At 37.6% G+C, this 25,391-nt stretch carries 13 protein-coding genes; 1 reads left to right on the top strand and 12 read right to left on the bottom strand.

What is annotated here, in order from left to right; all coding sequences use genetic code 11:
* Nucleotides 1–21 precede the first annotated feature (21 nt).
* From NF867_RS03310 to NF867_RS03365, 12 genes are all read right to left on the bottom strand, one after another.
* Nucleotides 22–1,785 (bottom strand): TlpA family protein disulfide reductase, encoded by a 1,764-nt coding sequence (locus NF867_RS03310; RefSeq protein WP_252586123.1) that lies wholly within the window; start codon nt 1,783–1,785, stop codon nt 22–24.
* An 83-nt stretch (nt 1,786–1,868) separates the two neighbouring features.
* A complete protein-coding gene (locus NF867_RS03315; RefSeq protein ID WP_252586124.1) occupies nt 1,869–3,293 on the bottom strand; it encodes a TlpA family protein disulfide reductase in 1,425 nt (474 codons plus the stop codon).
* Nucleotides 3,294–3,316: 23 nt separating this feature from the next.
* Nucleotides 3,317–4,714 (bottom strand): TlpA family protein disulfide reductase, encoded by a 1,398-nt coding sequence (locus NF867_RS03320; protein ID WP_252586125.1) that lies wholly within the window; start codon nt 4,712–4,714, stop codon nt 3,317–3,319.
* 171 nt (nt 4,715–4,885) lie between these two features.
* Nucleotides 4,886–6,280 carry a TlpA family protein disulfide reductase gene (locus tag NF867_RS03325; RefSeq protein WP_252586126.1) on the bottom strand — a complete coding sequence of 465 codons (1,395 nt, stop codon included), beginning with the start codon at nt 6,278–6,280 and terminating at the stop codon, nt 4,886–4,888.
* Nucleotides 6,281–6,348: 68 nt separating this feature from the next.
* Nucleotides 6,349–8,910 carry a zinc-dependent metalloprotease gene (locus NF867_RS03330; protein WP_252586127.1) on the bottom strand — a complete coding sequence of 854 codons (2,562 nt, stop codon included), beginning with the start codon at nt 8,908–8,910 and terminating at the stop codon, nt 6,349–6,351.
* Between the two features lie 30 nt (nt 8,911–8,940).
* A complete protein-coding gene (locus tag NF867_RS03335) occupies nt 8,941–11,397 on the bottom strand; it encodes a zinc-dependent metalloprotease (RefSeq protein ID WP_252586128.1) in 2,457 nt (818 codons plus the stop codon).
* Nucleotides 11,398–11,458: 61 nt separating this feature from the next.
* Nucleotides 11,459–13,183 (bottom strand): PKD-like family lipoprotein, encoded by a 1,725-nt coding sequence (locus tag NF867_RS03340; RefSeq protein WP_252586129.1) that lies wholly within the window; start codon nt 13,181–13,183, stop codon nt 11,459–11,461.
* 40 nt (nt 13,184–13,223) lie between these two features.
* On the bottom strand, nt 13,224–14,015 hold the full coding sequence (locus tag NF867_RS03345) for a DUF4843 domain-containing protein (protein WP_252586130.1): 792 nt from the start codon (nt 14,013–14,015) through the stop codon (nt 13,224–13,226).
* Between the two features lie 25 nt (nt 14,016–14,040).
* On the bottom strand, nt 14,041–15,546 hold the full coding sequence (locus NF867_RS03350) for a RagB/SusD family nutrient uptake outer membrane protein (protein ID WP_252586131.1): 1,506 nt from the start codon (nt 15,544–15,546) through the stop codon (nt 14,041–14,043).
* A 12-nt stretch (nt 15,547–15,558) separates the two neighbouring features.
* Complete coding sequence (locus tag NF867_RS03355) at nt 15,559–18,741, bottom strand: SusC/RagA family TonB-linked outer membrane protein (protein WP_252586132.1); 3,183 nt, start codon at nt 18,739–18,741, stop codon at nt 15,559–15,561.
* Between the two features lie 35 nt (nt 18,742–18,776).
* The gene (locus tag NF867_RS03360) at nt 18,777–20,150 is read right to left on the bottom strand and encodes a RagB/SusD family nutrient uptake outer membrane protein (RefSeq protein WP_252586133.1); all 1,374 of its coding nucleotides are present in this window, start codon (nt 20,148–20,150) and stop codon (nt 18,777–18,779) included.
* A gap of 18 nt (nt 20,151–20,168) precedes the next feature.
* On the bottom strand, nt 20,169–23,309 hold the full coding sequence (locus NF867_RS03365) for a TonB-dependent receptor plug domain-containing protein (protein WP_252586134.1): 3,141 nt from the start codon (nt 23,307–23,309) through the stop codon (nt 20,169–20,171).
* A 403-nt stretch (nt 23,310–23,712) separates the two neighbouring features.
* On the opposite strand from NF867_RS03365, the gene NF867_RS03370 reads away from it, so the two are divergent.
* Complete coding sequence (locus NF867_RS03370; RefSeq protein WP_252586135.1) at nt 23,713–25,371, top strand: tetratricopeptide repeat protein; 1,659 nt, start codon at nt 23,713–23,715, stop codon at nt 25,369–25,371.
* Nucleotides 25,372–25,391 lie beyond the last annotated feature (20 nt).

The following is a 25,391-nucleotide window of genomic DNA, read 5'->3' on the forward strand; positions in this document are numbered from 1 at the left end:
TCGTTGTTAAGCTCATGAAGCTTAAATATTCCTATTTAATTCACGATCAATATATTTCTTAAGCTTTTCCTTACTTTCAGGAAGTGGACAACGAACCTCCGCCCAGTTACCGTTTTTATCGATTAGTAAAAAGCGGGGAATCGCATTCATTTTGTATTTACGCCCAAATGTTCTGCCGAAATCATCCAAAAGCTGCACTCCTTCAAGCTGCTTTTCATGAATCATGTCCATCCATTTTTGCTTGTCTTTTGCGGCATCCAGCGAAATACCTACAAAAACGATACTATCATTTCCTTTATAGAGTTCTTCAACTTCTTTCAGGAAAGGCATTTGCGCTTTGCAAGGCCCGCACCAGGTAGCCCAAACATCAACCAAAACCACTTTGCCTTTAAAATCTTTCATCGACACCATTTTGCCGTTTACGTCAGGCAAAATAAAATCATAGGCTGATTTACCAAGATATGCTGTGTCGGCAGCATACATACCGCTAACACCATCGTACTTCGCTTTTACAGAAGGCACTTTTGTATATTTCTTGTATGGCAGGAAAATATCACGGAACTCCGAATAGTTACTCACGTTGAGCTCCAGTTCATTCAACTGCGATTTTAATAAATAAGCTTTTAGTGTATCATTGGGTGTCGAATTCATTAAAACCTTCACCTTTTCAGCATCTGTAATTTCTTTGGCCTTGCTTTCATCCAAACTTAGTTTTGCATTCAGATTGATATAATTATCACCCTCACCCAATTTCAATAAATCGGCTGAGTTGATGGTATTCGCTTTTAATGTCTGTTTGTAATAATCAGGAACGTTTACAAACTCTTTATACATAGACGAAAATGACCCTCTGTTCACGCTATTTGTTTTTAACAACATGTTCAAGGCGGCCATATTGTTGTCGAGCTGTGCTGCCGTTTTAAAGAGCGCGTTAAACTTAGCGTTCTTGGTTTTAACTTGTTGTACAAATGTTTTGATCGTCGGCTGCAGCGGCTGATAAACTGTTGTAAAGCTTTCCAGATTAGTCTGTTTATTCGCTTTTTTTAGCAGTTCAGTAAGAGGACTTTTCAATTCCTCCCATTTCTGAAGCACATTATTTTCTTCGGTTGATTTAGCTGCACTGATTTGCGCTCCGGTTCTGTTATCTAAAACCAATTGCAACTGATCATTAGGCTTTAGGTATACCTGCTTTTTCCAGCCCATAGTGGAAAGGTAATACAACCCTTCCTTTTCAAGCGGTACCAAAATATTAAAAACAGAATCTCCTGCTTTAGCAAAAATGGTTTGAACCTGCTCCAACCGACCTTCAACCACCTTTTCGAAACTAAGATCCACCCCAAATTTGGAATTGTTAAACGCACCTGAAATTGATACCGTTGAGAATTTAACCGGCAGCTTTTCAATTTTAAAACCAGATTTTTGAGCAAACAGGGCAGGATCGATAGTTAAGGTTAAACTATTTTTTCCTGTCAGGTTTAAAGGATAAGTGGCCTCCGCTTCAGGTTCCAACCTGCGATGGCCCATTTTCATTACCCTTACCTTCAGTTGATAGGTTGCCTCTGCATTTGCTGGAAAAACAATTGAAAAATTAGTATTGCCGGGATCATTATTGTTTTGAACTACTCTGAAACCTTTATCACCCAACTTTCCCGCAATCGTGATCTCATAATACTTTTTTTGGGTAAAAGAACCGGTGATTGTTACCAGCCGCGATTGTGCTGATGCATTTACCGCTGCGGCAATGCATAAAAGGACAAGCGCTAAACTTTTAATGAAATTTCTCATATCTCTTTCTTTTAATCAGTAAAACCTTCTGATAGGATCATTATATCCAATCAGCAGGCACTCTAGTGTTAAATGCTGTTGAATTATTTCGCGGCCAGCGTTTCGTCAATTAGCTTTTTAAACTGAGGTGTTGAAGGACGAGGCGCATCTACCGTTACCACTTTACCTTCACGGTCAAAGATCAGGAAGCGTGGAATAGCCGATATTTTGTAAAATTTAAAAAGGGATTCATCGAATTGCGTTATTAATTCAATGCTTTTAAAGCCCCTCTTTTTCACAAAGTCTTTCCAAATTTGTGTTTTATCATGACCATCAACTGACATTCCAATGAAGATAATGTCGTTTCTGTCATGATACCCTTCTGCAATTTTTTCCATGATCGGTTTTTCTGCTAAACAAGGAGCACACCACATCGCCCAAACGTCAATAACCACAATCTTACCCTTGAAACCGGCTAAAGTGTAGGTTTTATCGTTTACATCTTTAAGTTCAAAATTATATCCCGGTCTACCCTTGGCATATGGTCCTAAATTATTATAAACTTTATTATAAGCTTCTTTTTGCTCAGGGGTAACAAAGGCGCTTTTATAGGGTTCAACATATTTTACAAAGTTCTCATACTCTTTAATGCCAGGTATTTTATGCATTAAAAACGCAACCTTAACTGCATCATTACTGATTTTGGCACCATTTTCTGCAGAAAAGAAGTTATCGACCACTTTTTGTTGATTCTTAACTTCATTGAACTTCCAATACCCGAAAACAAAATCAAGTAACTCCATTCCATGCTCCGAACGAAGCAAGCGAACATCGTTGATCGTATTTTTATCAAGTAAAGGTTTATAAAACTCCTGAGCACTTAGCGAACTGTCGCAAGAGCCATTTAATCTCCCCAAACCGAAAAAATTACCGGCTCTTAAATATTTAAGGTCGATAGTCACTTTATCATTTAGCCAGGTATTAAAATAAGGATTGGCAGTTTGGTTCGATTTCAAAAATGAAGCTGCAAACTTTTCGAATTGAGCATATTTAGTACGGCCAACGCTTGGTTTAGCTGCAACGGAATGGCTGTACTCATTCATGGCATTTACCCAGGCCTGCAAAGTGGTCGTTTCTATGTTTGGCTTTTCAATTTTTACGTTTTTATAAACAATACCTGAATCAGTAACTTCCACATTTTTCTGGTCACCAGCTTTCAGGTAAATAACGTTATCAAATGAAGTTCCATGAGCAGCACCGGCTCTTTTAAAAAAGAAAACACCTTCTTTTTTAGGATTTACTGTAAAAGAAAGTTTCCCATTAGCATCAGGACGTTTAAAACCCAAACTCACCCCTTCACCATTTTTTAACTCATGTAAAAACAAGCCGCTACCCAAATTACCTTTAACGGTAAAATTTATAGTTGCCGTTTGAACAACAGGTTTAGGTGCAGGCTTAGCCTTCGTTTTTGTTTGAGCATTAACACCCAAACTTAATGCGGCTAAAGCAAATGTTAACAATTTCTTCATATCACTCTTCCTTTCTTTATTAGTTATATTTGGCCTACTGCCAAAGCTTGCTCAATAGTCTTTTTAAAATCAGGAGATGTAGGAGGTGGAGCCTGGATAGAAAACACATTACCCTCTTTATCAAAAATCATAAAACGATTAGGTACCTTAAAATTATAATACAACCTAAAACGGGATTCAACATCGAGTAAGTCAATACCCTTATAAGTGTCATTCGCCAATATCTTCTTCCAAATCGCTAAATCATAAAGTTTATTTTGAGCAACGCTTATAAATACTACATCAGGTCTCGTAGCCTTACAATCTTGTTCTGTTTTCTTAAATGCAGCTCTTTCTGCAAGATTGGTATTAGCCGCGGCAAACCACAGGTTAATAACCACAACTTTCCCTCTAAAATCTTCTAACGTATACACTTTACCATTCACGTCTTTAAGTGAGAAGTTTAAAGCTGGAACACCTTTAAGATATTTGGTTACAGCATCCTGCTTTTGAGAGAAAAGCTCTTTAAGCTCCTCAGTAGAAAAACATTTCACATTTGTCTCTACATATCGTGCAAACATTTCTTGAGTTGCAACCTTGTCAAAGAACTTAACCAGGTACCAGGCCTTTAACAAGTCATTATTGATCATTGGAGTATAATCAAAGAAGGATTGATAAGCTAATCCTTTTTTATAAGCCTGATATGAAAGCAGGTATTTCATCATCTCAAAACCACGTGTTGAGTTAAGCGGAGCAGTTGATGACAGGATCTTGGCGTTATCTAATGACTTGTAAAAAGGCTGCACCCCTGCGGCTGTATCATATGTTGGAGTTTTAGTTAAGATATTAAATTGAAAGAAATTACCGGCCTTCAAGTAATAAAGATCAGTACTTATCAGGTCTTTCAAATACTCGTTGAAATATTTATTCGACGTTTTAATTTTGGTTAATATTGTTGCAAATTCCTCGAGTTTCGCATATTCAGAATAAAAGTCGAATGATTTATTGAAGGTGCGATCATTACTAAACTTAGCGAACTTGTTTAACCATGAGTTTAATTTATCGGTTTCGAAATTAGGATTAGCTTGCTCGTACGTCTCAAAATCCATGTTCATGCCGCCGCCTACAGATCCAGTTAACTTAGCATGATCACCTGGCTTAAGATAAATTCCATTTTTGTAAATAGAACCATGTGAAGCATTCGGACAAACGAAATATATTCCCTCCTCATTTAAATCAACATTAAATGTGACCAACATACTCGCATCAAGTTTGCGCTCTTCTAACTTTACTGCTGTACTATTTTGAATTTGATATAAACTTACAACTGTTCGATCATTCCCTCCCTTAATATTGCAGGTAATGGATGCTTGTGGGCTCTGTGCTTTAGTTACAAACGAGCACAATTGAAAAAAAACTATAAATACAATTAATTTTTTCATAATTCATGTAGTGTGGTGAATTCCCGGCCTAAAAACGTAGCCGGGAATAAGTGATTAATAGTTAATTATTTTCAGCCTTCGTTTTGAGTTTGGAAATAGGCACCCAACCTTAATCCGGCTAAAACACATTCTTCATTTCTCTCCCTTTCTCATCCTTTCCTCGGCAGGTTATTATTTCCCTAAAGCCAATGCCTGCTCAATCGTCTTTTTAAACTCTGGAGTGGTTGGACGAGGGGCATCTACTGTAAACACATTTCCGTTACGATCAAAGATCATGTAACGTGGAATACCAGCCAGGTTATAAAAATCGGTAAACTGGTTTTGGTAATCCAGTAATTCTAAACCGTTATAAGCGTTCTCTTTCACAAACTTTTTCCATGACTCTTTCTCCTTGATCTGGTTTTGTGAAATACCAATAAAGACGATATCATTTCTACCATGATACTCTTCTTCTATTTTCATGAAGGTTGGTTTTTCACGGCGGCAAGGAATACACCAGGTAGCCCACAGATCAATAACCACTACTTTTCCTTTAAAATCTTTCAATGTGTAGGTTTTCTCATTCACATCATTAAAAGAGAAATTCAAACCAGGAGCGCCTTTAGCATACTTGGTTAGTGCATTGTACTTTTGATTGTAACTATCTTTTAAGTCGGGATTTGTAAAGGTCTCTTTATAAGGCATCACATATTTTGCAAACTCCTCATAGGTATTAATCCTTTCGAAGAATTTTGCCAAATAGAACGCCTTTAAGTTGTCATTTGCAATCATACCTGTGTTATCAAAAGGAGATTCAGGTTTCAATTTCTTTTGGTAAACCCAGTATGAAAGCACATATTTCATCATGTCAAAACCGCGCGTTGAATTAAATGCAGCTGTGGTTGTAAGGATCTTCGTATCGTTTAACGACTTGTAGAAAGGTTGGACCACCGCGCTGCTATCATAGCTAAGTTTTTTTACAGAAATATTGAAATAAAAGAAATTACCGGCTTTCAAAAAATGAAGGTCTGTATTTATCCAGTCTTTTAAGAAAGCATTATACTGATTGTTAGGTGTTTTTACTTTGGTTAAGTCCGTAGCAAAGGTTTCCAACTTCCCATATTCGGTATAGAAATTAAACGAATCTTTTTCTTTCCAACGTGCAGTACTAAAATCAGCAAACTTCACCAACCATTTATTTAAGCGCTGGGTTTCCAAATTAGATTTGTCCAACTTACAGCTATCAAAATCCATTGTCATCGAAGTGCCGATATAGCCAGTTAACTTAATCTGGTCACCTTTTTTCAGATAAATAGCATTTCTGTAAATAGCACCATGTGAAGGGGCAGGAACAACAAAATATGTCCCCTCCTTCTGTTCAGCTACCTTAAAAAAGGCAATCTTATTTTGGTCGGGTTTCGTTGAAGCCACTTTAACAGCTTCTCCGTTTTTCACCTGAAATAAACTTACAACTGTTTTATCATTGCTCCCTATTACTTTGCAGGAAATGGTCGATCCAGTAATCTGAGCATTAACAGCAAGCGCAGAAAACTGAAGGAATGCCGCAAATACAAGTAATTTCTTCATGGAATTTTGAATTTATAAATCCCCGGCCGAGATATTCAGCCGGGGATAAGTGATTAATTGTTGGCTTACTAATTCGCAAGTGCGAAACGCTTTTTCAAACCTGTTTGAATTTGATCAGCTACATACTGTAAGTGATCTTTAGAAGCCTTATTTTTTGCTAAAGGAAGAGCGGTTAAAATCTCCTTACGAAGGTTTTCAAGGTGTAAGCCTACCACCGAGCCGACATCTGTGCTTAAAGTAACCGGAGCCATTTCTCTGGCCATATTACCTCCAAGTAGTCCCGCCATCGCATTGGCACCAATTTCAGCTTCATTGATACGCATAAGAAGGGCTGAAACATAGCTTTTTTGCACACTACGACGGAAAATATCAATCGGCTTATTGGTCTTCAACTCACTCCACACACCCACTTTAACATCATTCAATAAACTATTTAATGAATAGGTATTGGCTTTTCCGTAGCGTTGTTCCATAATGTTCAGGGTATTGAACACACGATCAGAAAACACTTGATCCATTACCCTGTCTTGAATAACAGAAACGCCACCAAGGCCGACAGGTTTACTGATTTTGTTAAGTATGTTGTTATCTAATAACCAATAAGGGGTTTCAAACACTTCTTTATTTAAAAAGGCTACGGCCTCTTTTTGCTTGGCAACAGGTGCTGAAGCATAAACATCGCCGTTCCCTGGCTGCTCAGGTGTAGAAATTGTTTCTTCAACACTAGCTATATTTTTTGCAACATGGTTGGCATAACGCATATATTGGTTAAGCACCTGACGGTACATTTGATTTAGATTTATGTACAAATCATTTTCCTCTTTTGTCCATTCAGGCAGGTTCTTCATTACAATTTTCAGGTTTTTAATACCATAAGTATTTGCCACCATGTTATTGTCACCTACGTCTTCAGTTTGGCAACGACCATCATTATTCATGCCTTCACCACCGAACCATAATCTTGGGTTTGCCTTTAAGCTGTCTACGATCCATTGAGAAACGATTTTTTTATCCTCTTCTTCATCTTTAGCCCCGGTTTGCTTATACCCCCATTGAATAGCCCATTTATCATAATCATTGATACGAGGCATGATACCTTCAGGAGCAATTTTATCTTCTGGTTGAGCTACATAGTTAAAGCGAGCATAATCCATAATTGAATTACAGTGACCGTGTTTCTCCACCCATTCTTTATCTCTTAATTTTTCAACCGGAGTTAAAGAACTACTACCCATGTTGTGACGTAAACCTAAGGTGTGACCTAACTCGTGCGAAGACACAAAACGGATCAATTGACCCATCAGTTCGTCGCTGAATTTCATGGTGCGTGCACGAGGATCATTCGGACCTGCCTGGATCATGTACCAATCGTGAACCAAAGTCATTACGTTATGGTACCATCCTACATAGCTTTGCAAGATCTCCCCGCTTCTCGGGTCGTGAATATTAGGGCCGTAAGCGTTAGGCGTTTCTGAAGGAAGGTAACGGATCACTTTGTAACGTGCATCTTCCAAACTCATTGTTGTATCATTCTCAGGCCATTCTTTACCCATGATGGCGTTTTTGAAACCGGCAGCTTCAAAAGCTTTGTTCCAGTCGTTAATACCTTGAATCAGGTATGGGCGCCATTGTTTAGGTGTAGCCGGATCGATATAATAAACGATTGGATTTTTAGGTTCAACCAATTCACCTCGTTTGTACTTCTCAATGTCTTCATCTTTAGGCTCCAAACGATAGCGAACAATATATACCTTAGGATTTACCTGTTGCTGACCATCAGCATAATCATATAAACCATCAGCAAAATAACCCACACGTGTATCATAGTAGCGAGGCATCATTGGTTTTTCAGGCATCAGCAATATGGAAGTAGAAAGTTCCAACGTAGCGGCACCGCCAATTTTACCGGCTTCTAACGGTGGTAGCGGTCTGCCGGCAGGTCCTTTACCAGGTGTACTTGCGGCATTATATGTGCGCACCATTTTCATTTCCACGTTGATCGGATAGGTAGCAAAGCTTTTGATATAGCTTCTGTCGGCAACCATAGCAGAAAGCTGCATTCCACCTTTTGCCTCATTATTCAGCGCAGTGAATATATTTTCCTTTTCAAAGAAATCGGTAAAGTCAATGATCGAACTCTTATCAGCTTCTCCTCTTGCTTTTACATCATAAACAGCAACAATGGGATTAATGGTTGAATTTTTAACTGCCTTTGAAACAGCGTTACTAGAATCAGCCCGTAATACATTGTAAATCACACGTAACACCAACTTATTAGCTTTGCCTTTTTCAAAAGTCATCACTGTTGTGTTCATTTCCTCCCCACCAAACTTCGGACTTCCTCCTGGAACCTTAACTAAATAGTTGGTTACCATCAGTTGCCGATTAATAATTGAATCAGGAATCTCGAAGTAATACTTATCCCCTTTTTTATAAATATTGAATAAGCCTTTTTTAGCAACAGTGCCTTTGGTGTATTGTTCATACGGTTTAACCGGAGTTTTAACCGAATCAACCTTGGCAACAGATGGCTTGTCTTTCGCTTTTTTCTTGTCCTTCCCCTTCTCCTGAGCCATCGCTGTGCTTGCACACAGTCCAATAGCCACCATCAATATATATTTCAGTTTCATTTTTAGCTCTCTTTCTAAATGAACGTATACTTAGTTTTTTGATTCAAAATAAGCGTTGATCTTAGCTACAACGTATTTTAAATGTCCTACAGTTGCAGCATCAGTATAAGCTGGGATGGCCGCTTTACTCTGACTCGCAATTTTTCTCAAATGAGCTTCTAATACCGCAGGAACATCCGTTCCTGACAGATCATTTGTCGGAGCAGGTTTTGTTAGATCTGGCACTTCTGAGGCAATTTTCGCGATCTTGATCATTTTAGCTAAAGCTGATTTTTGCAAAACACGCTTATGCATATCAATTGGTTGACGGCTTGTTAATTCGCCCCACAACACTTTATTTAAGTCAGTTAAATATTCATCAACCGAATACGCTTTTTCAGCTCCATAACGCATTGTCTGCGAATTCAAGCGATAAAAACGCGCATCTGATATTGCATAAATAATGGTATTTTCTTGCCAGTCAAGAATTTTATCTTTTAAAGCAGGCTTGCTGAACTTGTTCAACACATTAGCATCGATTAACCATTTAGGAGTGGTAAACACTTCTCTGCCCAAGAACGCAACCGCTGCTTTTTGAACTGATTTAGCAACCGGAGAATATACATCACCACTTTGTCCTGAAGTTTTAACATTTTCATGCACCCCACCTATGTTAGCATACACATTACGAATAAGGAATGCATATTGGATTCCAACGAAATTGTATATTTCTGAAGCGTTATAATAAGGCTCATTAGGAGTTTTTGTCCACTTAAGGATATCAGACATTACCACTTTTAAGTTCTTAATACCATACTCTCCAGCTTTCATTGCATCATTACTTAAATCTTCATGTACCACACTTGGGTCAGTTGGATCACTTGCATTAGCGGAATTAAAAGCGGCATACCATAACGCAGAGTTAGGCTTCACATTTTCTTCGATCCATTTTAAGCGTACATTTTTATCTGCAGTAAAGTCATCTTTTCCGGTATAAGCGTAACCCCATTTAATCGCCCATTTATCATAATCGCCGATTTGTGGGATCAAACCTTTGCGACCAACCTGATCTTGAGGCTGAGCTACGTAGTTGTAATGGCTATAATCCATAATTGAGTTATTATATGGATGGGTTTCTAACCATTTTTTATCTCTTAATTTATCGAACACAATGGTACTGCTGCTACCAATATTGTCGCGAAGACCAAGGCTGTGACCAATTTCGCGGCTGATATCAGCGCGGATCAAAGCTCCCATTAATTCATCGCTGAACTTCATGCTTCTTGCTCCCGGATCAGTAGCGCCAGCCTGAACCATGTACATATGATGTAAGAAAGTGATCTGACTGTGAGACCATCCTACATATGTTTCTAAAATTTCACCTGTACGTGGATCGTTTATGCGGTTACCCGTAGCAATTGGAGAAGTAGACGGAAAATAACGAACCACTTTATAGCGAGCATCATCAATATTCATAGTGGTATCGTTTTCAGGCCACTCTTTACCTATGATAGCATTTTTGAAACCTGCCGCCTCAAACGCCTGGTTCCAATCATTAATACCTTGAATGATATAAGGGCGCCATTGCTTTGGAGTTGCCGGATCCACATAAAATACAATCGGCTCTTTAGGCTCAACCAGTTCTCCCGCTTTGTAACGATTCAAATCCTTAGGCTCTAAGCGAAGACGAACAGTGAATTGTTTTTCTTCAACTTTTTGCTGCTCATCGGAAAATACTTTGTAACCATCGCCAAGGAAACCTACACGCGGATCATAAGCACGGGCTTCCATTGGAGTTTTTGGCAATACCATTACCGAGTTACTGATTTCAAAGGTAGCGCCGGCACTTGGACCATCGCTGGCCATACCAAAGGTTTTAACCGACTTTACCTCAATGTTAGTAGGATAAGCATCCATCGATAACACGAAAGAACGGTCAGCTGCAGGACTTGAAAGCATCAACTCTTTTTTTACCTGAGGATGTAACCCCGAAAGTTGATTTTCTTTAATAAAGAAATCGGTTACATCTATTACTGAACTTTTATTGTTATCACCACGCGATCTCAACTCCAATGTCATAATAATTGGATCGATAGTCGCATTGCGAACTGCACGTGAAATTGCATTTGAAGAATCGCTATAAGCAACGCTGGTTACCGCGCGAACAAATAATTTATCATTTGGCGCTTTTTCAAACGAAACAATGATTCCGTTACCCAGCTCTCCTGCATAACGAGGACTGCCATTTGCCACTTTTGAGAAACGGGTAGTAAATAAGAATTCTCTTTTTAATAAAGAATCCGGAATTTCAAAGTAGTATTTCTCATCTACCTTGTGCACTTTGAATAACCCGGTTTGGGTTTTAGCTTTAGCCGAAATCACCTCTTTGTAAGGTTTCAATTTGGCTACCGCAATTGAAGGTTTCTTTACCCCAGCAGAATCTTGCGCAAACCCTGTTTTTGCAGCGAATAATGCAATTGCTAAAACAGGAATAAATTTCAATTTCATAATGATTGTTAATTGATACTAATATTTTATTAGTGAATTATGCGAAAAAAGCATCATTGGACTATTGTCCAATGGCTTTTTTAAATGCTATGTCAGTGATCTTACCAAAACCTGAGTAGGAATCAATTTTTTGACCGATATCTCCTGCAGTAGTTCCCGTAGCAACCAAATTATAGAAGTATACATTGTTACCCCCACCACTTGCCGTTTCATCAGTTGCAACTACTAACACTTTACCATCAGGAATTGTAGCAAGGTTTGCAGTTTTATAACCTGACTTAAACACTTTCATCGCTTTAATTACAGTTCCTTCTGGATAGGTTATCTGAGCCGCAGCTGTTGAAGAGTTCTGCGGAGTTTTTAAACTACAGGTGTAAATTTTATTTCCACTTGCATAATAAAACTTGCCACCTGGCACAGTTAAAAAGGTTGGAACAGCAAATAATGTTGCCGAATTAATATCCGGGCATTTACCCACTGCATCCACTAAATTGTAACGGCCCGCAGTTGCAGTGTTAGGATATCCTGCAGCCCATTGACGAGTGAATTGTACCATATACGTATTGTTGCCTGCATCATTTCTGAAAACACAATTCCAGTAAGGAGTAGCTGATGATGTGATAACCTGTGCATTGTCGGCAGCAATTAAATTATCCTTCATGTTATTCATATCATAACCTGAACCTGTAGCAGGGTCTAAAGCTGCTTTTGCTTTTGTTTTATTTACATCATCACCCGCAACCGAATAATCAACAAAATGCCTATTTGGAATATCGTCTTCAGTTGTTGTAGAAGATCTTCTAACTTTTCCATCGTTAAGCGTCATTAATAAGAAACAACGATGTGCTTTATCGTACAAGGTGACATAGTTGTCACTTGAATACGATGAAATCACAAAAGGACTTAAGGTAAAAGAGCCTACAAATGGAGGAGTAAAATAAAATGGCTGAGTACCAATAGTGCCTAAACCTACCTGACGAGCAGAAATTTGACCGTTATTAATTACATATTCGTAGCCGGCTCCTGAAGCTGTAAAATTCCCATTGGCTTCCATTTGAACTAAACCGGGCTTTTGAGCAAACCAGTTTTCTGCTTTTACAGAATCCATGAAATCATAGTATCTTACCTCTACACCACCATTTGGATGGAATATGGAAATTTTTTGTGCCTTGGTCGCATCCTGATGATTTACAACATTTATCGAATACGCTCCAAGAGGCAATTTCTGAAGATTAGTGATTGAATAAACATTATCATAGATTGCTCCATGGGTTGAACCATCTCTGCTTGCAATAATAGAAACATCAGATCCATCTGCAAATTCTTGCAAAACCAGCCAGCCTTCACTACCCCATTTTCCGGTTACATTTAATGCAAATCGTTTATAAAACGAAACACCTGTACTTTTATCTGTAACTCTTACAATTAAATTGTATAAGTTGGGTGACAAGGAAATCTTTTTGTTCAATACGGCTGACGTTCCTAATACGTATTGATTGGGATTTGATCCGGCTTGAGCATATTGTGTAACCATCCATTGATAGTCAAAATTCTCCGCGTTTCCTAACGTTTGATCGACCTTCAATTTTACTGTTAAAACATCACTTGGTTTTACGATAATTGAATCTGGAGTAATAAAAACTGCAGGATCAGCTTCAGACATGTCCGTTGTGATGTTAAGAGAGTTGATATCCTTATAATCGTATCCTCCTAAATCTTTATAGCAACCGGTAAAAGCAGCAGCTGAAATAACTGTGCCCAAGAAAATACCTAAAACTTTTTTCATCTGTTTCATTTTATTTTAGTTTTCAAATGAATCTACTTTATTAATAAGCGTACTTGGCATCACCAACCCTAACCGTATCATTGTTGTGATCAGGATCGAGCAACACAACACCTTTCCCCCCATTATAATTGCCCGGATAGTTAGTCTTAATGTAATTTTTAACACGGGTTATATATGAATTGTAAACAATTGGATATTGGCCAACAAACCTATCTCCTGGGAATTCAGTTATCGTTGTACCGGTTGTTTCATCGTACAAAGCATCTAAAATTACTTTGTATTTGGTGGGTGTCCAGGTTCCAAAATAGTCTTTATACCCTGCCCATTTTGTGCTTGTTGTACCATTTAAATCACCCCAATTTGCAGGTTGCTGCATATAGGCAATTTTGATTTTTACTTTTTGGCTAGCTGTAATGGCTTCACCCGGGAAACTCCCATTTGGCTTTATTTTTACATAAAATGAAAGCGTATTGGTCTCCAAATCTGGGGTGCGATAAACAACTACCGGAACTGTTCCTGTATAGGAATTAGCTTTTACCAATGCATCAACCGGTAATTTAAACTCTTTACCTTCTACAGCAGCATTGGTTTCTGGGCTTACAACTTCAAGAGTAATGGGTCTGTCTTGAGCTGATGAAAGGCCTAATACCTTTACCGGTACGTGAATGGTATCAAACGTTTTCTTCGGATATTTGGCAAAAGAGTAAACAATACTGTCACCAGTTCCGAAATAAAGGCCATCAGATTCTGAGTAAAGAGCCGGGTCTTTTGCACATCCGATAATGGAAAGTGCAGCAAAAAAGACAAATATGTATTGAACTTTAAGTTTCATGATTTGAATAGTTAATTAAACATGCTTAACGATTGAATTCATTCTCTTTATCAGGAATTGGAAAAACATACGCTGTTTCAGGAACCGTAACAACTGCGGTTGTACCCGACACCGCCTTCAAATCCAAATTCAATCGTTTATAATAAAAGAATGTTTGTCCTTCTTGAATAAATTCTTTTTGATGCTCTTTGGTAATTTCAGTTGTAAGTGTAGCTGAATTAGTAATGTTCGTTAGGTCGGCTAACCCGCGAGCTCTTCTCACACTATTCAAATAAATCAAACCATTGGCAATGTCCCCATTTCTATTGGCGCATTCAGCAGCTATATAATACATTTCAGAGATCCTTAGTACAGGAACATTTGATTGTAGCATACCATACTGCTCTGGAGAGGTATCAAAAGTGTATTTTGTCAGTCTTTCATAACTATTATTGTTATTATTCTTTTCGAACCAGGTTAATCTCCAATCTACACCTGTTGGTGCTTGGCCTCCGTAAAGAGTGGTTTGGTTAGCTAGAGGGAATCGAAGTGATACACCCGAACTAATTGAAAACAACTCATCACTATAATTCCGCAAATTGTTACAGTACACACTGAAAAGTAATTCCTGAGAAAACATCCGATCTCTGGTGGCACTGCTGGCACTATTTACATTACTAGTGATCAAAGGAAACTTATTGCTTCCAATTACTTCGTGCGCATATTTTTCTGCATTAGCATAATCTCCCTTATACATATACACCCTGGCCAACAAGGCTTTTGTTGCCCAATAATTAAGGTGATTCTGTGTAAATCCATTAAATAGATCTAAAGAAACTTTAGTAAGAGCAGTTGTATCAGTTTGTGCCAATAAAACCGTTGCCTTTGTCAGATCAGAAATGCAAGAGTCTAATGCTACATTTAATGGTACAAATGGTGTTGATACAGCACTGAAATTAGTAACGTAAGGAATTGCCTTATCATTTAAACCAGTAACAGGGTTTTGACCATATAAGCGCGCTAAATCGAAGTGAAAAAGAGCACGCAATGCATAAGCTTCACCTTTAACTCTTTGATATCTGTCAAGAGAAAAAACAGCTCTTTTAGCATCGATATGCGACAGTAGATTGTTGATGTTGGCAATATTATTATACATACCACCCCAAATACCATCAATCTCTTTTCTTACAACAGAAGACATATAATCATATTTTGCAGCACTTGAATACAATCCATCCTTACCGTTAAATAATGAGGCTGCGGGATAATTATTTGCTAATGTAGATACCAACCCCATTGATAGATCGGTGGTATACAAGCCATAAGATCCGCCATTGGTAGGTTTATCCATTCCAACATAAATACCTGTTAGCGCGTCTATAAAACCTTGTTCATCAGTAAATAATTTATCCTGAGGAACTTTATCTTTAATAGGCAACTCTAAGAATTTCTCACAGCCACTAAGTGAAAGTAGCATGGTGAAAGACAAAAGAATACATCCTAACGCTACAAAAGCGGATGCCCCATTTTTTTGCTTAGTTAATTGAGTCATTTTTAACATGGCTTAGAAATTTGTAGATAAACCAAAACTTAAACTTCTTGCAAACGGATAACTTGTACCGCGTTCAGTTTTAATAGTTCCAAAATGTGCCAGATTATTTTGGGTAATCATTAGACGAGGCGCAGATAAGTGCGCTGCTTTAACCCATTTTAAGGTTGAAGGGAAATTATAACCAACGGTTAAACTCGCCAGATCTATGAAACTATCTTCCATAACAAAGCGTGAGGTTGCTTTGGTTGTTTGTAAACCATTTGTTCCATCTGAAACAAGAGATTTAAATGAACTAATGTCACCAGGTTGTTTCCAACGCTCGGTTAACACCCTTGCATCTGCATTTCCAAGTGCTAAGTTTACATTCTCCACTTTATCCACCAAGGTTTGGTTATACATATAACCGCCATATTGGTACATTAAATTAAAGTTGAGTACAAAGTTCTTGTAATTTAGATTGGATGAGAAAGCACCTTTAAATTTAGGCGTAGCATCGGCTATCGCTCGCTTATCATTTGCATCCCACTCAAAAGTATGGCTTCCATCCAGCTTAACGAATACCTCTTTACCAGTAGCCGGATCAATACCTAATGAAGGTACCGCCCAAATTCGGCTAGTAGATTCACCAACTACAAAACGAGGTAGTGGCGAAGTTTGATATCTTTTATTATTCGGGTCATTTGGATCAATGTCAAGGTTATTTTTATTATTAATAGCCTCTACCGCTGGAGATAATCTGGTAATTATATTCTTATAGTGACCGGTGTTGAAACCAACAGTCCAGAATATATTACGTTGCGGGTCTTTAATAACATTAGCGCTAATACCTAGTTCGAAACCTTCGTTTTTAGTAGCTCCTAAATTATCCTGATAAGTAATAAAACCTGTAGAAGGGGCAATATCCAAAGGCAAGATCAGGTTGTTAGTAACTTCGTTGTAATACTCTGCTGAAACATTAATTCTACTTTTAAACATCCCTAACATTAACGCAACATTCGTTTTCAGCGTTTTTTGGAATTCCAAATCAGGATTTGCAAAAGAAGTAGTTACGGTACCCATCAATAAACGATAGTTGTTAACTAACTTATACTGATACACTTGTTGAGACATATCAGAAGAGAAGTTTTGATTACCAGTGGTACCCATACTGGCTCTTAATTTTGCCGATTGGATGACATCATTAGGTTTAAAAAATTTCTCGTTTGTAATGTTCCAGGATAGACCTGCCGCATAAAAAGGAGACATTTTACTATTTGAACCAAATTGAGAAGAACCACTTTGGTTAGCTGTAAACTCTGCAGTATAACGATCATCAAAATTGTAGCTTATGCTACCAAAGTTTGAAACATTTCGCGTAAGGTTGATATTTGATGATGGTTTAGTCGAAGTTGTGCCATAACCATTCGCCAAACCAATTTCATCTAAATAATCATTAGGAACACCCAATACCTTTATCTGAGTACTGTTACTTTCAGTCTTCTGTAACTGCCCTCCTACTGCTGCCAATAAGGTACTTCTACCGAAACTTAATCGATAATTTAAACCAATTTTACCATCAAGAGCATTGTTATTACCTTTCAACTGAGAATAAGAACCTAAGTCCATCATAGAAGAAGTAACAGAACCTGCAAAAGAAGTATGATCAGCCGGCAAAAAAGCTTGTGCATAAGGTGCATTACTTTGCCATCCTAAACTACCGGTAAGTTTTAAATCATCAGTAAGAGACACTTCTATGTTTGTCTTATTACTCATGCTTAAACTAGAGTTATAATCAGAAACATTTAAAGTTGAATTATATGATGGGTTTAGAAATGCAAGACTACCCGGAGCACTTATAGCAAATCCCAAATCACCAGAACTCGGCTCTAAAACTTTAATTGGATTTCCTGATTCGTCATTATTTTTAAAGAATGGAAACTGTGAAGAATAACTAGAAAAAGAACCCCAAGGAGAGTTATTACCTTTAACATATCCTACGCTGGTGTTGTTATTAACTTTAACTCTACCCCCTACATATCCAATATTATAGGATAAAGAATATCTATCTCTACCCGATTCTTTCATTACTCCTTCACTATTGTTATAATTCAAAGAGAAAGAATATCTGAATTGACTTCCACCACCTGCTAATTGCAAGCTATGATTTAAACCATAGCCAACTTGCAATGGTTGAGAAAGCCAATAGGTATTTACCCCACTTTTAACCTGGGCTAAACGGTAATCATACCATTGTTTCTTTGCAATGTCATTAAATTGATTTTTGTCGCTATAAACACCTGCTATTCTTTGTGCCTCCAATAAGCCCGCTGCATCTAATAAATGATAAGATGAAAGGTCAGGTAATTCGGTACTGGCGTTTATCGAATAAGTTACGCGTAATTTTCCCATAGGAGGTTGTTTGGTGTCAACCACAATAACACCATTAGCAGCTTTTGATCCATAAGCTACAGTGGCAGCAGCATCCTTTAAAACTGTGATATTGGCAATTAAACTAATATCCATATCATAAAGTGCCTGCAAAGTAGTTTCAAAGCCATCCATTATAATTAATGGCTGGTTAGGATTGGATAAATAGCTTGCTGCAAAATCTCCATTTGAAACCGGGTTAGCGCCACTGGTATTGGTTGTTAAAGGAAGGTTGTTTGCCCCACGTACCTGTAGATTTGGCAATTGGTTCGGATCGCTACCAAATTGGTTATTTGGCGTAATTCTAACAGAAGGATCAACAACCGCTAAGGCCTGAAGCACATTCTTCGGGTTAACAACCTTTAACTCTTCACCTGTATAAGTTTTTGCCGAACCGGTGAAGTTACCAACAGGACGTTTATATAAACCAGTATTTACGGTTACTTCTTTAAGCGAAACAATGTTATTTCTTAACACAAAGTTCGCAGTTGTTTGGCCAGATTTTAAAACAATTACCTCGTTTTTATAACCAATAAACGTAACCTGTAAAGAAGCTCCAGGCGCTACGTTCTTTAACTCATAGGTACCATTCTTTGTAACAACGGTTACATTATTAGTCCCTACTTGTTTTACTGTTGCACCAGCCAAAGGTTCTCCTACATCACCCTTTACGGTACCACGTATCACTACGTTCTGTGCAAAAAGGATTGTTGCACAAAAGTTTAGGAGAAGAAGTAAAAGCACTCCTTTACCGCCAATTCTTTTTAATAGTATATTATTGCTACTCATGATCGTTTTGCAATTAATTTTTTATTCTTCAACAACTATTCAGGCTTTACGAACGTATAAGTTGCATTTGGCACAACTGCTACCCGGCCTAACGGTGGTTTTTCAACATTATTAGTATAAAATGGCAAGCTTGTAAACGCGGTATTGTTACGCTTGTAGTAAAAAAACACTTGTCCTTCTCCAACAAATTCCTTTCTGTACTCATTCAGAATTTCAGTTGAAAGAGCCGCTGCATCAGTAACCGTAGCAGGAGTTAAATCGACAATAATACCTCTTGCTTTTCTTACTGTATTTAAATACCCTAAAGCTGTTGGAATATCATCAGTACATTCCGCCGCGATGTAATACATCTCCGTTAAACGGATCATTGGAAACACATTTGCTGATGATAGTGCAAGTTTTGCAGGAATGATCCCACCTGTTTTAGTTGCATCATCCAAGGTTAAAGAAAAGGCTTTACGATAATCAGGGGTAAGATCACCATATAAAGCACTTTGTGCCGAAACAGATGTACCTATCAGTGCAGGAGCCCCAAATACACTTTTACGAAGTGCATAGAAATTAAGACCAAAAACATTCAGCTTAAACAAGCTCTCGTTTGCAAAAAATAAATCTGCTTTAGTGGTTGATAATGAAAACTTTTGGCCGTTAATAACAGCTGACGCATATTCATTAGCTTTAATTTTATCACCTTTATAAAGGTATAAACGGGCCATTAAGCCTTTTACCGCCCAGCCGTTAATTTGCGTTGTATTTAAATTATTTGTATTTAGTAATTTATCGGCATCGGTTAAATCAACTAAACATTGATCAAAAACTTGCCCTACCGTACTTACTGGTGTAGCCTTATAATCATTTACAGTTACATAGGGAATTGCTGCATTTGTAAAGCCATCGAGTGCGGGAGCTGGAGCAAACATTCGAAGTAAATCAAAATGTAAATAGGCTCTTAATGCTAATGCCTCTCCTTTAATTGTATTATAATTATCTCCGCTGAAGATGGATTGTTTGTTCTCAATATTTGCCAATACGTTATTCACGTTAGCAATTGCGCTATACATTTTATTCCAAACGTCAGCCGAATAACCTTTAATGGAAGCATCATTTAAGTTAAGACTTGCTGCTTGATAATAGGTATAACCTACTTTCTTAATACTAACGCTATCATAGCTTCTTCCTGCCAATGAAAGAGCCCCCATGGTTAAATCTCTTCCGTAAAGTGAGGGTGCACCCATTTGCAGATAAACACCATTAAGTGCTTCACGAAAACCTTTCTCCGTAGAGAATATTTTCGATTCATCAACTTCCAATGGTTGCGGAGTTTCATCCGTCCATTTTTGGCAAGATGCGGTGCCAAGCAAGACAAACAATCCTGCTATAGCTAATATTTTCTTTTTCACGATTTGCATAAAACTCAGTTTAGGTGATTAAAAGTTTGCATTTAACGTAAAGGTGTAATTGCGTTGGAAAGGATAATAAATACCGCGTTCCATATTAGCGCCTCCCCATTCAAAAGCATCGTTAACTATAAATTTGAAGCCCATGCTTTGAGCCTTGAGTTTTTCAGCAATTGATTTTGGCATTGCATAACCAATCATCATAGATGCACACTGTATTTTATCGTCTTTTTCAACAAAGCGAGTTGTGGCATAAGTTGGTGAAGTTGCCATACCGTTTAAAGAAAGTGCCTTGTAAAGAGGATTGCTCATGTCTTGCTGCCAACGCTGCGCCGAAGCCGCTCTACTGTCAACATTGAACATAATGTTTGCATTCTCAACACGATCAGCCAGCGTTTGGTTGTAAACCTTTGCACCTAACTGATAATCGAAATACATTCCTAACGAAAACTGTCTGAAAGTAACATCCGTACCAAATGAACCCTGCCATTTAGGTGTTAAATTACCGGCAAATACCTTATCATCAGCATCCCATAAAAATGTGAGAGAACCATCTTTCGACATGAAAGTTTCGTTGCCTGTTATAGGATCAATACCTACCGAGCGAACTGCCCAAATTGCCGAAGGTGAGTAACCTACTTTGTATTGCGACTGTGGTTTATCCTGAGATGAAACCGTATTATTATTTGCATTTACTTGCTCAATAAATGGAGCTATAGAAGTTATCTTGTCTGTATTATGAAGACTGTTTACCATCACATTCCAACTCAAGTTATTTTTCTGCGATCTATAAACAGTTCCAGCTATACCAAATTCAAAACCCTTGTTTTCAATTCCCGCATAATTATCATAGTATGAAAAACCTTGATAACCTGTTGATGAAGCTGAAAGTGTTGGCATTATGATATTTGAAGACTTTTGCTGATAAACATTGAAGTTTAGCGCTAATCTGTTATTAAATAATGCTGCATCAATTCCAGCATCTTGCTTATAGGTTTCAGGAGCTTTTAAGTTTTTATTACCAAAAGCGATTAAATACGATCCTAATCCTTGACCGATTGTGCTACTATTACCTGTGCCTGGTATATATTGCTGGTTAGTATAATAATCATAAGCTGTTCTATCTAAATAGGATAAAAAGTTTTGATTACCGGTAATACCTAAGCTTCCTTTAACTTTTAACAGATTAATCCAACTTACATTTTTTAAGAAGCTCTCATTTTGAACATTCCATGATAAACCAACAGCACCGAACTTTGACGTACTGCTTAAACCTGAATAGTTATCCAGTGCCCCAGATAGATCAATTTGATAACGTTTATCATAGCTGTATGAAGCATTACCAAAAGTAGAGGCATAACGAGTTACAATTTTACTGCTTACAGGCTTCTCGCCTTTGTACGCAGTTCCATAAGCAATATCGGCCAAGCGGTCAATTGCAAAACCACTTACCGATATTAATTCCGATTCACTAGATGTTTGAGAGATGTTCTCTCCAAAATTTGCAGAGATCTCATGTTTACCTAAATTCTTTTGGTATTGTAAATTAGCCCCACCCTGAACATCAAGGAATGAATTAGCAGTATAATTATACAATCCTCTGCTTAAAATATTGGCTGCGGTTATATTACCGAAGTTGGTATGGCTTGGAGGTAAGAAATAATTCAATTCATCAGACTGCTTAGTAATACTTGCAATCCCATTTAATTGGAATCCAGCCCCTAAGAGTAAACTTAAATTGGTTTGGTTGTTATATCTTGCATACTTAGCATTATCTGTAGTTGCTAAAGTTGAATTGTATGCAGGGTTTAAATAAACATCTCCTTCAAGATACTTTTGAAATTTGCCGGTGTTTAAATCATAAGGGGTCCAGTAAGGATTTAGCTTCGTATAGTCACTAAATTTCCCGTATGGAGAGTTTGAGGCATCAGATCCCAGATAACTAAACTTATTGCTAAAAGAGAAACCACCCAAATTACCGCCAAAATCAGTACTTAAGTCTAAGTTCTTTCTGTTTGACCCCTTCATGGTTCCTTGAATATCATTGTAAGCTGCAGTCACACCGTAAAAAATATTCTCAGTTCCGGTACTTACAGCAAGAGAATGTTTTAATCCTATGCCATTTTGTAAAGGAATTTGCAACCAGTTAGTATTATTACCTTTATTATAAACTTGGTCATATCTATTTTGGTAAACAGCATCTGTAGTTGAAGGATATAAACCTGCAGCGTTTTCCAGCTCAAACTTTTCTTTTGCACTTAAACTATTAAATGAAGAAATGTCAGCTTGTGCACCTTGCACCTGCTCACTGAAAGAAATATTTAAACCACTCTTAGGTTTTGATGTTTGAATTGCAATCACCCCATTACCACCTCTCAATCCAAAACTGGCGGTAGATACTGCATCTTGCAACACAGTAACACTTTGAACACGGTTTAAATCAATATCCATTGCCGTTTGCAGCGTTACCTGAACACCGTCCAATAAAATAATTGGGCTGCTATTTGAAGTCACATTTGAAGCAACATAGTCAGCTGCAGAAGGATTCTTTTGAACACCTGAACCTGCATTTGTAGAGTTAGCAAGGGTAGTTGCATAAGGCAAATTATTTGCACCACGCAATCTGATTTCAGGAAGTGAATTTGGGTTACTTCCATTATTATTGCTATAGATAACTGTTAACGATGGAACATAATACTTTAAAGCATCAATAAAGTTGATGGAATTAACTTTTCGAAGATCGTTTCCTTTAACTGTAACAGTTGAACCAGAGAATAATGGACTAACTGCTTTAGATTGACCTGTGCTAATAAGAAATCCCTCAGATTCATCAAGCGATACCATTGCTATCGAGACAGTTTCAGAAGTAACATATTTAGCTACCCTCCGATAACCGGGCTTATGCAAAACAAGATTTCGACTTGGATTATTTTCGAATACCACTTGTCCATTGGTCGTAAATTTAGACTCTTGTCCTAATGTTACACGAACACTATCTAATACTTTGGAACTACCGAGGTCTTTTACAGAAACGGTAACCGTTTTAAAAAGGGTTGTGTCCTGACTGTTTGACCTTGTCCCTTTAACACTTTTTGTTTGAGCATTACCCGTCTGACAAAGCAAGCAGATTAGCCAAACTAAAGCGAACCAATAATGTACTTTCTGTTTCATTGAATCGATTTTATTTATTGAATTGAAAACCTAAATAAGCCTTTTATATTGATTATCAGGCCATAGCGGATCACTACATTATCACTACAAAGCATGAAGAACATCAATATTTCATTACTACATAAAGTATTTCAAATGGCTTTAAACAGAGTAAGGCAAGAAAATAAACGAAGAGTTAAGAAAAGTTATCACTCAACTTGGTTAAAAAAGGACCTAAAAGTCTGGGAAATTAAATTTTGGAAGCAGTAATTGACGCAGCAAATTATTTTGAGTTCAATAATCTTGCAGCAATATAAATTGAACTAATAAGTCGTGGTTTTTTATTAAATTAATCAATGTTGCGCATTGCAGAAGTATAATTTACCCTCCTGTACGTTTAAGTAAACGAAAAAAAAGTTTGGAGATGATACGACTATCGGCTTCATTTTTATTGATGACTTTTCTCGCTCAGTTTGCATGGGCTCAGTCTGACTCCACTATCGACAGCCTAAAAGCTGCTTTAAAACATACCGAAAGTGACCCCACGAAAATAAATATTACCACAGAGCTTTCTGAAGAGTTATATAAAACCAATCCCCAGCAAGCTTTGGTTTATGCACATGAATTGGAGTTACTTGCTCTTAAAATCAACTCCGATTCCTTATTAAACTACGCCTATATAAACCAGGCTACGGCATTTTTACATATGGGCAATTATTCCCAGTCCCTACAACTTTATCTTAAAGCTATCCAGAGAGCCCAAAAGTCGGGCGACTCCTTTGCATTGTTCTCGGCCTATGAAAAACTTGGAATACTTTATCACTATCAAAACAATGATCGCAAAGCATTACAGTACTTTTTTTCTGCTCTTAGCCAGTTTTCGAAGAAAAAAGTTACTAATAAAAGATTGATAGAGCGAAGGGGTTATCTGCTTAAAAATATTGGTATTGCTTATACAGGGATAAAAAACTATCAAAAGTCGGCCTATTACTTTGATCAGGCATTAACATTAGCCAGGGAGCAAAACAATTATGAGCTAATGGCCAATGTAATCAGCAACCAGGGGACCTTACTGAGTGACCAAGGCCGAAAAGATTTAGCCCTTAAACAATACTTTAGTGCTTTAGCGATAAGAAAAGCGCATAATAACAAATGGGGCTTAGCCACTTCATACCTGGATATAGGCCAGTTTTATTTTAATCAAAAGGATTATGTCAACGCTGAGGTTTATTTAAAAGAGGCCGTTACGCTAGGGAAACAAGTAGAGTTCTGGCCCAGCGTAAACACCTCATCCTCTTACCTTTATAGACTATATAAACAAAATGGAGACTACAAAAACGCACTTCAAACGTTTGAATTGAACAAGGAAGTGACCGACACTTTATATAGCAGAGAGCGGATTAAAAAAATGCAACAATTGGAGATGCAGTATGAGTTTGACCGTAAGCAGACTGAACTTAAAACTCAACAGCGCAAAAAAGAACTCCATTATTGGTTAGGTACGGTAACGCTAATACTTTTATTAACAGGTGTTTTTCTTCTTTACTTGCTGCAACGTAATAAAATCAAAAAAATGAAGCTTATGCGAAGGCACTTACAGCTGGAAACAATGCATTTAGAATCTGACTTGGAAGCCAAAGACAAAGAACTTGTGCTGAATATGAAGAATTTGGCCGATCAAAAAGAAATGATTAATGATGTTTCGAATAAATTGCTGGCAATTAAAAAAGATTTAAACAACACATCTCAAAAAACAGTTCAAAAAATCGTGCATGAACTTCAAGCAAATTTACAACCCGAATTATTAGACGAGTTTGAAATAAGATTTCAGGGTATACACGAAGATTTTTATAAAAAATTAAATGAAAAGTTTGACGACCTTACCCCTAACGAGCGCAAATTGTGCGCATTACTTAAGCTTAACATGACCTCTAAAGAAATTGCGACAATCACCCACCAAAGTGCAAAATCAATAGATGTTGCCCGTACAAGACTCCGCAAAAAGCTAAACTTAACCGGCACCGATTTAAATTTGACCGACTTTCTTATCCAGCTTGATAACCATAAGCAGAACTTGCTGTAAATTGGTTTTAGCTATTTTTT

It is taken from the genome of Solitalea agri, assembly GCF_023914155.1.
GTDB lineage: Bacteria > Bacteroidota > Bacteroidia > Sphingobacteriales > Sphingobacteriaceae > Solitalea > Solitalea agri.